The 11450-nt window shown below is 75.4% G+C and carries 10 protein-coding genes; 6 read left to right on the top strand and 4 right to left on the bottom strand.

Annotated elements, in window-relative coordinates; translation table 11 throughout:
• The first annotated feature begins 48 nt into the window (after positions 1–48).
• The 3 genes from LPA54_RS28090 to LPA54_RS28080 all read left to right on the top strand — a co-directional run bounded on the left by LPA54_RS28090 (position 49) and on the right by LPA54_RS28080 (position 3400).
• Positions 49–720, top strand: coding sequence for a class II aldolase/adducin family protein (locus tag LPA54_RS28090; RefSeq protein WP_228982795.1), 672 nt, complete (start codon positions 49–51; stop codon positions 718–720).
• 62 nt (positions 721–782) lie between these two features.
• Positions 783–1910, top strand: coding sequence for an alpha/beta hydrolase (locus LPA54_RS28085; RefSeq protein WP_228982793.1), 1128 nt, complete (start codon positions 783–785; stop codon positions 1908–1910).
• Between the two features lie 149 nt (positions 1911–2059).
• Positions 2060–3400, top strand: a complete 1341-nt coding sequence (locus tag LPA54_RS28080; RefSeq protein ID WP_228982847.1) for a hypothetical protein — start codon at positions 2060–2062, stop codon at positions 3398–3400.
• Positions 3401–3464: 64 nt separating this feature from the next.
• Here LPA54_RS28080 and LPA54_RS28075 read toward each other — a convergent pair whose 3' ends face one another.
• Complete coding sequence (locus tag LPA54_RS28075; RefSeq protein WP_228982792.1) at positions 3465–4358, bottom strand: neutral zinc metallopeptidase; 894 nt, start codon at positions 4356–4358, stop codon at positions 3465–3467.
• A 247-nt stretch (positions 4359–4605) separates the two neighbouring features.
• Here LPA54_RS28075 and LPA54_RS28070 point away from each other — a divergent pair, with 247 nt between their 5' ends.
• From LPA54_RS28070 to LPA54_RS28060, 3 genes are all read left to right on the top strand, one after another.
• Positions 4606–6204 carry an ABC-F family ATP-binding cassette domain-containing protein gene (locus tag LPA54_RS28070; RefSeq protein WP_228982790.1) on the top strand — a complete coding sequence of 533 codons (1599 nt, stop codon included), beginning with the start codon at positions 4606–4608 and terminating at the stop codon, positions 6202–6204.
• A 299-nt stretch (positions 6205–6503) separates the two neighbouring features.
• Positions 6504–6725 carry a helix-turn-helix domain-containing protein gene (locus tag LPA54_RS28065; protein ID WP_058943570.1) on the top strand — a complete coding sequence of 74 codons (222 nt, stop codon included), beginning with the start codon at positions 6504–6506 and terminating at the stop codon, positions 6723–6725.
• Between the two features lie 262 nt (positions 6726–6987).
• On the top strand, positions 6988–7788 hold the full coding sequence (locus tag LPA54_RS28060; protein ID WP_228982789.1) for an enoyl-CoA hydratase/isomerase family protein: 801 nt from the start codon (positions 6988–6990) through the stop codon (positions 7786–7788).
• Between the two features lie 82 nt (positions 7789–7870).
• Here the strand turns inward: LPA54_RS28060 and LPA54_RS28055 are convergent, their stop codons facing one another.
• The 3 genes from LPA54_RS28055 to LPA54_RS28045 form a co-directional block, all read right to left on the bottom strand.
• On the bottom strand, positions 7871–8626 hold the full coding sequence (locus LPA54_RS28055) for an SDR family oxidoreductase (protein WP_228982786.1): 756 nt from the start codon (positions 8624–8626) through the stop codon (positions 7871–7873).
• A gap of 4 nt (positions 8627–8630) precedes the next feature.
• The gene (locus tag LPA54_RS28050) at positions 8631–10415 is read right to left on the bottom strand and encodes a glycoside hydrolase family 15 protein (RefSeq protein ID WP_228982784.1); all 1785 of its coding nucleotides are present in this window, start codon (positions 10413–10415) and stop codon (positions 8631–8633) included.
• Between the two features lie 76 nt (positions 10416–10491).
• Positions 10492–11421, bottom strand: coding sequence for an SURF1 family protein (locus LPA54_RS28045; RefSeq protein WP_228982783.1), 930 nt, complete (start codon positions 11419–11421; stop codon positions 10492–10494).
• Positions 11422–11450 lie beyond the last annotated feature (29 nt).

Raw genomic sequence — 11450 nt, 5'->3', positions numbered from 1 at the left:
AGACACACGTCACTTCCGGGCCGACGCCCCCGCTGACAGGATCACCGCATGACCGAGGACGAGCGGCCCGGCGCCGACGCCGTGGCGCGGACGTGGGACGAGCTGGTGGAGACCGCCCGCAGGACCGTCGCCGACGGCCTGGTCGTCGGCACCTCGGGGAACGTCTCGGCCCGGGTCGGCGACCTGGTCCTGGTCACCCCGAGCGGCGTGCCCTACACCCGGCTGACCGCCGCCGACACCGTCGCCGTCGACCTGGACGGCCGGCAGGTCCGCGGCGTCCTGCCGCCCACCAGCGAGCTGCCGACGCACCTGGCGCTGTACCGGTCGACCGACGCCCGCGCCGTCGTCCACACCCACGCCGTGCACGCCACCGCCGTCTCCACGCTCGTCGACGAACTCCCGCCCGTCCACTACGTGGCCGGCGCCCTGGGCGGCCCCGTCCGCGTCGCCCCCTACGCCCTCTACGGCACCCGGGAGCTCGCCGACCACGTCCTCGCCGCCCTCACCGACCGCACCGCCTGCCTGATGCGCAACCACGGCACCCTCGCGTACGGCGCGACGCTGGAGGAGGCGTACGACCGCACGGCCCAGCTGGAGTGGATGTGCCGGGTCTGGCTCACCGCCACCGCCCACCCGGGCCGCACGCCGAGCCTCCTCACCCCGGACCAGCTGGCCGAGGCCGCCGGCAGACTCCGCGGCTACGGCCACCGGCCCCACTGACCCGTCACCCCCGGGCCGCGCGCCCACTGGCATCGATCCGCCGCCGTGCCGACACTGGAGCGATGCGCCCGGGTACAGGTGCGGCCGTCGTCGCCGCCACAGTGATCGGAGCCGGCACCGCCGCGGTGGCGGCCGGCCGGTACGCCAGCGGCAGGGCGCTCGGCCCGCGCCCCGGGCGCCCGCTCCCCGGCGAGCCGCGGCTCACCGTGCACGCCACCGGCCCCGGCCGGGTCGTCCTCACCCGCGGCCTCGCCTCCCAGCGCCCCGGCGTGTACGGCCTGCGGGGCCCCGGCGTCCACGCCGTCGTCGGCCCCGTCCTGCCCGACGTGCCGCACAGCCCCGACACCGTCGTGCGCCGCCTGGAACGGGTCCACCACGGCACCCTCGGCGCCGGCGCCCGCGTCCGCCTCACCCCGCAGCTCCACACCGGCACCCCCGCCTCCGCCCTCGGCATCGACCACGAGGACGTCGAGGTCCCCGGCGAGCTGGGCCCCCTGCCCGCCTGGTACGTCCCCGCCGACCGCACCACCTGGGTCGTCGCCGTCCACGGCCTGGGCACCACCCGCGAGCACCCCCTGAACGTGCTCGGCTTCCTGCACGCCGCCCAGCTCCCCGTCCTCGGCGTCTCCTACCGCGGCGACCCCGGCGCCCCGCGCCCCGCCGACGGCGTGGGCCACCTGGGCGGCTCGGAGTGGCACGACGTCGACGCCGCCGTCCGGTACGCCCTGCGCCGCGGCGCGGGGCGCGTCATCCTGTACGGCTGGTCGACCGGCGCCGCCATGGCCCTGCACACCGTCGCCCGGGGCGGCCTGCGCGACCGGATCGCCGGCCTCGTCCTCGACTCGCCGGTCCTCGACTGGGACGCCACCGTCCGCGCCCTCGCCACCGCCCACCGCGTCCCCGCCGCCCTGCTGCCCCTCACCGTCCGCGCCGCCCAGGGCAGGACCGGCCCGCACGGCGACGCCCTGCGCGAGGCCGCCGACCCGGCCGCCCTGCACGTGCCGACCCTCGTCGTCCACGGCCCCGACGACACCCTCGCCCCCTGGGCCCCCAGCCGCCGGCTCGCCGAGCTTCGCCCCGGCCTCGTCACGCTCCACACCGTCCGGCAGGCACCGCACGGCGCGATGTGGAACGCCGACCCCGACCGCTACGAGGAGGCCCTGCGCCGCTTCCTCGTCCCGCTCGTCTGAGCGCGACCGTCCCATTCCGTTTGGGCTTTCGGGCCGTCAGCGGGAAGACTGCCCCCGTGACGTCTCGAAAGCCCGATGAGCAACTGGCGCGCAACTCCAGACTCCGACTCGTCCGTCCCCGGTCGCTGGCGACGACCGCCCGGCGGGCGGTGGCCGACCGCAGGACGCGGCCGGCCCCGCGCCCGCCGGAGGGCACGCCCCCGCGGGCGGAGCTGGCCCGCCAGGCCCGCCGGGTCCTGGCCGACGCCGTACGGGTCGCCCGCTGGGCCGCCGTCAACCGCGGCCCCGTCACCGTCGAGGCCCCGGCCTCCGCGCGGGAGCGGGCCGCCGCGGCCCTCGCCCTGACCCCCGCCCAGGTGCGCACCGCCTGGGACCGCGCCCGACTCGCCGGGCTCGTCGAGATCCACGGCGACACCGTCCGCCCCGGCTGGCGGCTGCGCGCCTGGGACCGGGACGACTCCGCCGCCCTGCGCGGCTGGGTCGCGCTCCTCGACGCCTGGTCGCTCGCCCACCCGGCCCCGCGCGACGCCGAGCCGGCGGCGGTCGCCGAGGTCGTGGAAGCCGTCCCGCAGGTGCTGTCGCTCCTCCAGCTCTCCGCCGGACCGGTGCTGGTGCCGGCCCTGCTCGACCTGCTCCGCCAGCGCGTCGCCGAGCTGCGCGAGCAGCGCTGCGAGGTGCCGTTCGCCGCCGACGGGCAGGCGGGCGAGGAGGCGCGCGCCCGGGCCCACGCCCGGCGGGAGCGCTCCGCCGCCGAGGACACCGGTCCGGACGCCCTGCCCGGCCTGCTCGACTGGGCGCTGGAGGGGCTGGCCTCCGTCGGCGCGCTGACCCTCGGCGAGGGCCAGGCGACCCTGACCCCGCTGGGCAACTGGGCGGTGTGGGTCAAGCTGGAGCAGATCTGCGTCGCCGCCCAGAGCCCCGCCGGCCACATCGAGCAGTCCGCCGAGGACATGCTGCGCGGCTGCGTCCGGCTCACCCCCGGCCCGGCCCGGGCCGAGTACCGCGCCTGGCTCGCCGCCCGTCCCGTCGGCAGCGCCGTCGCCGAGCTCCTCGCCGTCGCCCGCGGCGACGACGCGCTCCTGCGCGGGCTCGCCTTCGAGGCGCTCCGCGTGGTCGGCGGCGCCGCCGAGGCGGAGGTCCGCACCGCCGTCGACGAGCCGCCGCTGCGCCCCTACGCCCTGCTGTGGCTGGCGGAGCACGAGGGGGCCGACCCGGACGAGGCCGCCGACGTCCTCACCCGCGAGGAGGCGACCTGGCTGTGGGTGGACACCGCCGCCGCCGTCGTCGACCACGGCGAGAGCGACCTGCTGGTGCGGCACCTGGAGTCCGCCGTGCAGGGCACCGTCCCCGCGCTGCTCGACGAGGTCCGGGCGGTCAGGCACCCGCGTACGGTCCAGGTGCTGGTCGCGCTGGCCGCCGCGCACCCCGACCCGGCCCTCGCCAAGGCGGTCCGCCGCGCCGCCTTCCAGGTCCACACCGGAGGCGCCTGACCGAGCCGCCCCGAGCCCCGGGGCCCGCCGCCCGGGACCCGGGCCCCGGGGCTCGCCGCCCGGCTCAGCCGAAGGTGTCGCAGCGCGCCGCGTCGCCCGTGCGATACCCCACCGAGAACCACCGCTGCCGCTCCTGGGCGGAGCCGTGCGTCCAGGATTCCGGGTTCACCCGCCCCTGGAACCGCTCCTGGATCCGGTCGTCGCCCACCGCGGCGGCGGCGTCCAGCGCGTCCCGGACGTCCTGGTCGGTCACCTCCGCCAGGACCGGCCGGCCCGTCCGCTCGTCCGGGGTCGTCGTGGCGTGCCGGGTCCACACCCCGGCCAGGCAGTCCGCCTGGAGCTCCACCCGCACGGAGCCGCTGCCGGCGCCCTGCCGCCCGTCCTGCGCGCGGCTGAGCGTCCCCGCGAGGTTCTGCACGTGGTGGCCGTACTCGTGGGCCACCACGTACGCCTCGGCGAACGGCCCGCCCGAGGCGCCGAACCGGCCGCGCAGCTCCCCGAAGAAGTCCAGGTCAAGGTAGACCTGCCGGTCGGCGGGGCAGTAGAACGGCCCGACCGCCGAGGTCGCCGCCCCGCACGCCGTGCCCACCCGGTCGGTGAACAGCACCGTCCGGGCGTCCGTGTACCGCTCGCCGGCCCGCGCGTGGGCTCCGCGCCAGTAGTCCTGCACGCTGTTGACGACGGCGACGATCCGGCAGTCCTCCCGGGCGTTGGCGGCCGCCCCCGTACGGCAGGCCGCGTCGAGGTCGCCCGCCGCCGAGGCGGCCGGGCGGTCCGGGGCGCCGCCGTCCGTCAGCCCGAGCTGCTCGGGCCCCACGCCGAAGACCAGCGCCAGCACGAGCGCGATCACCCCGGCCACCCCGCCGCCGACCGTCGCCCGGCCGCCGGGGAGACCGCCGCCCCCGCGCGCGTCCCGTACCTCCGATGTGTCCAGATCGGCGTCGTCGTCGAACCGCATGGCGCGGGCACCACCCTCCGTCGCTCCTGCGCCGAGTATCGGCGCGGTGGTTGTCTGGTGCCCCGTTTTGCGCGTCCGACGGGTGCCCGCCCCGATCGCGCGTCCGGCGGCCCGCGGACACCGGTAAAGCAGTTGCATGCGCCCGTTAGACTGGCCCGTATGGCCTTTCTCCCCGTGCATTAGACGGTGTCGAAGTCACCGCAGCCGCCGTTCTTCCGCCGTCCACCCCGCCCTGGAGAGTCTGTCCATGATCACCGCCACCGGTCTCGAGCTGCGCGCCGGCGCACGCGTCCTCATCGAGTCCGCTTCCTTCCGCATCGCCAAGGGTGACCGCATCGGCCTCGTCGGCCGCAACGGCGCCGGCAAGACGACGCTCACCAAGTGCCTGGCGGGCGAGGGCATCCCCGCCGCCGGCACCATCACCCGCTCCGGCGAGGTGGGCTACCTCCCGCAGGACCCGCGCACGGGCGACCTCGACGTGCTGGCCCGCGACCGCATCCTCTCCGCCCGCGGCCTGGACGTACTGATCCACAAGATGCGGACCAACGAGGAGCGCATCGCCACCGGCAAGGGCTCCACCCGCGAGAAGGCCCTCAAGCAGTACGAGCGCCAGGAGACCGAGTTCCTCACCAAGGGCGGGTACTCCGCGGAGGCCGAGGCGTCCACCATCGCCGCCGCCCTGGGCCTGCCCGACCGGGTGCTCGGCCAGCCGCTGCACACCCTCTCGGGCGGTCAGCGCCGCCGGATCGAGCTGGCGCGGATCCTCTTCTCGGACGCCGACACGCTCCTGCTCGACGAGCCGACCAACCACCTGGACGCGGACTCGATCACCTGGCTGCGCGACTACCTGAAGACCTACCGCGGCGGCTTCGTGGTCATCTCCCACGACGTCGACCTCGTCGAGACGGTCGTCAACAAGGTCTTCTACCTCGACGCCAACCGCTCCGCGATCGACATCTACAACATGGGCTGGAAGCTGTACCAGCGCCAGCGCGAGGACGACGAGAAGCGCCGCCGCCGCGAGCGGCAGAACGCCGAGAAGAAGGCCGCCGCGCTCAACGCCCAGGCCGACAAGATGCGGGCCAAGGCCACCAAGACGGTCGCCGCGCAGAACATGGCGCGCCGCGCCGAGAAGCTGCTGTCCGGCCTGGACGAGGTGCGGCAGTCCGACAAGGTCGCCAAGCTGCGCTTCCCGGACCCCGCCCCCTGCGGCCGCACCCCGCTGACGGCGGAGGGCCTGTCCAAGTCGTACGGCTCGCTGGAGATCTTCACCGACGTCAGCCTCGCCATCGACAAGGGCTCGCGGGTGGTGATCCTCGGCCTCAACGGCGCCGGCAAGACCACGCTGCTGCGGCTGCTCGCCGGCGCGGAGCGTCCCGACACCGGCGAGGTCGTCCCGGGCCACGGGCTGAAGCTCGGCTACTACGCCCAGGAGCACGAGACCCTCGACCCCGACCGCACGGTCCTGGAGAACATGCGGTCGGCCGCGCCGGACCTGGACATGGTCGAGGTCCGCAAGGTCCTCGGCTCGTTCCTCTTCTCCGGCGACGACGTCGACAAGCCGGCCGGGGTCCTCTCCGGCGGTGAGAAGACCCGGCTGGCGCTCGCCACGCTGGTGGTCTCCTCGGCGAACGTGCTGCTGCTCGACGAGCCGACGAACAACCTCGACCCCGCGAGCCGCGAGGAGATCCTCGGCGCGCTGCGCACCTACAAGGGCGCGGTCGTCCTGGTCACGCACGACGAGGGCGCCGTCGACGCCCTCCAGCCGGAGCGCATCATCCTGCTCCCGGACGGTGTCGAGGACCTGTGGGGTGCGGACTACGCGGACCTGGTCTCCCTGGCCTGATCAACCCCGCCTGGATCATTCGGCTCAGCGGTGATCCTTCATCTGAGTGAGCCGATCTCATACCGCGGCGTGGCACCGGGCGGCTTCCGCCCCGCCCGCGCCGCGCCGCGCGTCCCCGTGTGGGCGCCGCTGACCTGGTACTTCGCGTTCCGCTTCCGGTCGCGGCGGGGATTTCGGCGCCCCACGGGGCCGCCCGGCGCGGAAACCCGCGTGCACCGACCTTGTCGAATGGCTGGCCATGTGGGCTCGGAGGGGTGATCATGAGAAGACCAGAGCGCACTTCCCTTGAGGAGGCACGGGTGGCCGAGACTCTGAAGAAGGGCAGCCGGGTGACCGGCGCCGCGCGCGAGAAGCTCGCGGCAGACCTGAAGAAGAAGTACGACGCCGGCGTGAGCATCCGGGCCCTGGCCGAGGAGACCGGCCGGTCCTACGGATTCGTCCACCGGATGCTCACCGAATCGGGAGTCGTGTTGCGTGGACGCGGCGGAGCGACGCGGGGCAAGAAGGCCACGCCGGCCTGACCGTCCCCGGGTGCGCTCCGTCACGGCGCCCCACGGTTCCGGCAGTAACCCCCCGGCCGTCCGCGGCCGCGGTGGACCGGCGGTCCGGGCACCGGGCCGATCCGGCGGTCACGACCGCCGCTCGGCTCCGGGGCCGTGACCGTCCGGTGCGGCGCGGTCCGACGGTCGACCGGATGGTTACCGTGCAGTAATTTGTCGTTCGGCGCAGCCGCTGGTCGGTTGCGCCGGACGACAACCGCTGCACCGGACCCGGAGGCGCCGTATGACCTCGCTCGACCCCGCTCCCGTCGTGCTCGACAAGGACGGTGTACGCCTCACCGTCGAGGACGCCGTCGCCACGGTGACCCTCACCAACCCGGCGAAGCGCAACGCCCAGTCGCCCGCCCTGTGGCGGGCCCTCACCGAGGCGGGCCGCGCCCTGCCCGGGGACGTGCGGGTCGTCGTCCTGCGCGGGGAGGGCAAGTCGTTCTCCGCCGGCCTCGACCGGCAGGCGTTCACACCGGAGGGGTTCGACGGCGAGCCGTCCTTCCTCGACCTGGCGCGCGGCTCCGACGAGGAGCTGGACGCCGTCATCGCCGAGTACCAGGAGGCGTTCACCTGGTGGCGCCGCAACGACCTCGTGTCGATCGCGGCCGTCCAGGGCCACGCCATCGGTGCCGGCTTCCAGCTCGCCCTCGCCTGCGACCTGCGGGTCGCCGCGCAGGACGCGCAGTTCGCCATGCGCGAGACCAGCCTCGGACTCGTCCCGGACCTGACCGGCACGCATCCGCTCGTCGCCGCCGTCGGCTACGCCCGTGCGCTGGAGATCTGCGCCACGGGCCGGTTCGTCCACGCCGACGAGGCCGAGCGCGTCGGCCTGGCCAACCTCGTGGTGCCCGTCGAGGAGCTCGACGCCGCCGTCCGTGACCTGGCCACCGCCCTGCTCGCCGCCCCGCGCGACGCCGTCGTGGAGACCAAGGCACTGCTGCGCGGCGCGGCCGGGCGCCCGTACGAGGAGCAGCGCGTCGCCGAGCGGGCCGCCCAGGCCCGCCGTCTGCGCGACCTCGCGGGCCTCGCCGACTGACCGCCCCAGCGCCGCGCCGGCGCCCATGCCGCCGCCGCCTCACCCGGCCCCGGTACACCGCCCGGGTGAGGCGGCCGCGCCGTCAGAAGCCGTGCCGGGCGCCGCCGTCGACCGGCAGCATGACCCCGGTCAGGTAGGAGGCGGCGGGGGAGAGCAGGAACGCCGCCGTCGCGCCGAACTCCTCCGGCGTGCCGTACCGGCGCAGCGGGATCCGCGCCTCGTTGTCGGCCCGGGCGGCGGCCGCGTCACCGGACAGGGCGTCCAGCTCGCGCACCCGGTCCGTGTCGATGCGGGAGGGCAGCAGGCCCACGACGCGCACCCCGCGCGGCCCGACCTCGTTCGCCAGTGACTTCGCGAAGCCGGCGAGCCCGGGGCGCAGGCCGTTGGAGATCGTCAGCCCCGGGATCGGCTCGTGCACCGAGGCGGACAGGACGAAGCCGATCACCCCGCCCTCACCCAGCGCGTCCGCCGCGGTGCGGGCCAGCCGCACGGCGCCGAGGAACACCGAGTCGAACGCGGCCCGCCACTGCTCGTCGGTGTTGTCCGCCGCCCACCCCGGCGCCGGTCCGCCGACGCTGACCAGCACGCCGTCGAACCCGCCGAAGTGCTCCCGCGCCGCCGCGACGAGCCGCTCGGGCGTGGCCGGGTCGGCGTTGTCGGCGGCGACCGCGACGGCGCCCGCGCCCAGCCCGTCCGCCGCCCGCCGCACGGCGTCCTCGTCGCGCGACGACAAGGCGACCTTCGCCCCCTCGGCCACCAGCGCCTTCGCCGCCGCGTAGCCGAGGCCCCGGGAGGCGCCGGTCACGACGTACACACGGTCCTTCAGTCCAAGATCCATGGCCTTATCCTGCCGCGTCGTCCGCCGCCAGCGCGAGGGCGGTCGTGACCAGCCCGACGTGGCTGAACGCCTGCGGGAAGTTCCCCAGCTGCCGCCCGGCCACCGGGTCGTACTCCTCCGCCAGCAGCCCCACGTCGTTGCACACCCCCAGCAGCCGCTCGAACAGCTCGCGCGCCTCGTCCGTGCGGCCCATCATGTGCAGCGCGTCGGCCATCCAGAACGAGCAGGCGAGGAACGTCCCCTCCCCGCCGGGCAGCCCGTCCACGGCGATCCCGTCCGTGCTGTACCGGTGGATGAACCCGCCGTGCCCCAGCTCGGCGGCCACCGCGTCCACGGTGCCGACCACGCGCGGGTCGTCCGGCGGCAGGAAGCCCACCCGCGGGATCAGCAGCGTCGCCGCGTCCAGCTCGGCGGAGCCGTACGACTGGGTGAAGGTGTTGCGCACCGGGTCGTACCCCCGTTCGCACACCTCCCGGTGCACCTCGTCGCGCATCGTCCGCCACCGCTCCACGTCCCCCGGCAGGTCGGGGTACCGCTCCAGGGTCCGCGCCGCCCGGTCCGCGGCCACCCACGCCATGACCTTCGAGTGCACGAAGTGGCGGCGCTGCCCGCGCACCTCCCACAGGCCCTCGTCCGGCTCGCGCCACGTCGACTCCAGGTACCCCAGCAGGCTCAGCTGGAGCGCCCAGGCGTGCCGCTGCGGGGGCATGCCCACCTCACGCGCCAGATACAGGGAGTCCATGACCTGTCCGTACACGTCCAGCTGCCGCTGGCTGACGGCGGCGTTGCCGATCCGCACCGGGCGCGAGCCGCCGTACCCGCGCAGCCAGGGGACCTCGGCCTCCGGCAGCCGCCGCTCACCCGCGAGGCCGTACATGATCTGGAGGTCCGCCGGGTCGCCGGCGACCGCCCGCAGCAGCCAGTCGCGCCACGCGCCGGCCTCCTCCAGATAGCCCGCCGACAGCAGCGCGTACAGGGTCAGCGTCGAGTCGCGCAGCCAGCAGAAGCGGTAGTCCCAGTTCCGCACGCCGCCCATCTCCTCGGGCAGCGACGTCGTCGGCGCGGCGACGATCCCGCCCGTCGGCGCGTACGTCAGCGCCTTCAGCGTGATGAGCGACCGCATCACCGCGTCCCGGTAGGGACCCTCGTACGTGCACTGCGCCGCCCAGGACTTCCAGTCCTCCAGCGTGTGCTCCAGCGCCTCGTACGGGTCGACCAGGTCGGGCCGCGGCTCGTGGGAGGGATGCCAGGTGAGGCAGAACGCGACCTTCTCGCCGGGGCCGACCGTGAAGGAGGAGCAGGTGCTGTACTGCTGGCCCCAGGTCTTCACCTCCGGCTCGCTGCGCAGCCACACCGAGTCGGGGCCCGCGACCGCCACCCGGTGGCCGTCGGTGCGCCGCACCCAGGGCACGGCCGAGCCGTAGTCGAACCGCAGCCGCAGCACGGACGACATCTCGACCCGGCCGGAGACGCCCTCCACGATCCGCATCACGTCGGGGGCGCGGTCGCGCTGCGGCATGAAGTCGAGGACGCGGACCGTGCCGGTACGGGTCTCCCAGACCGACTCCAGCACCAGGGAGTCGCCCACGTAACTTCGCCGGGAGCAGGTGCGCGCACCTCGGGGCGCGAGCCTCCAGTGGCCGTTGTCCTCGTCGCCCAGGAGCGCGGCGAAGCAGGCGCCGGAGTCGAAGCGCGGCAGGCAGAGCCAGTCGATGGAGCCGTCCCGGCCCACCAGGGCTGCGGTCTGCAGATCGCCGATGAGGGCGTAGTCCTCGATACGTTGCGTCACGTTCTGGCGTGTTCCCGCCCCGGAACAGCGCCAATCCGTCAGCCTGCCCGGCGGACGCGCGCCGCACGCCGGCGGGTCACCGGTCGGCGGGCTCCCGCGGGGGCTCCGCGCCGGCTTCCGTGTCCGAGTCCGTGTCCGCGCCCGTGCCCGCAGCGTGACCGGGGTCACCGCTGCCGCCGCCGGAGCCGTCGGTTCCGCCGCCCCCGTCGCCGTCGCCGCCCGGGCCGGGGGACCCGGCGGCCCCGCTTCCGCCCGCGGCCGCCGCCGCCAGGTCGCGGCGCTCCCGGCGGACCAGGATCACCCAGCCGACCGGCACGCCCGCCGCGAACAGCCACCACTGGACGGCGTACGCCATGTGGGAGCCGATCGACTCGTGGTCGGGGTCCGGGATCGGCTCGGGGCTCCCGCCGGGCGGGGCCGGGTCCGTCAGCTCCAGGTAGCCGCCGAGCACCTCGCGGCCGAGCCGCTCCGCCTGCTGCTCGCTGTTGATCAGCATGACCTGGCGCGGCGGCAGCCCGCGCAGGTCCTTGATGCCGCTGCTGCCGGTCGTCTGGTCGGCCATGAGCCGGCCGACCACGGTCACCTCGCCCTTCGGGGCGGGCGGCACGTCCGGGTAGGACTTCTGGTCCGGGGCGGCCGGGACCCAGCCGCGGTTGACCAGGACGATCCGGCCGTCGGTGAGGAGCAGCGGGGTCAGCACGTGCATGCCGACCCGGTCGTCCGCGTTGGTGCGGCGGCGCACGACGACCTCGCGGGCGGTGTCGAACGTGCCCGTCGCCGTCACCCGACGCCAGAAGTCGGAGCGCGGGACGGTGTGCCCCGGCGAGGTCAGCTCGGTCACGGGGACGGGTGCGGCCGTGAGGTTGTCCGCGATCAGCGCGTTCTGGGCGACCCGGCGCTCGTGCCGGTGGAACTGCCAGAATCCCAGCTCGACCATCACCGGGATCAGGACGAGCACGACCAGGGTGAGGATCACCCACTGCCGGGACAACAGGAAGCGGTACACCCCAAGACCGTACATCCCGCCCGTGCCCC

The organism is Streptomyces sp. DH12 (assembly GCF_020873895.1).
GTDB lineage: Bacteria > Actinomycetota > Actinomycetes > Streptomycetales > Streptomycetaceae > Streptomyces.
This window is presented reverse-complemented; position numbering and strand designations above follow the sequence as displayed.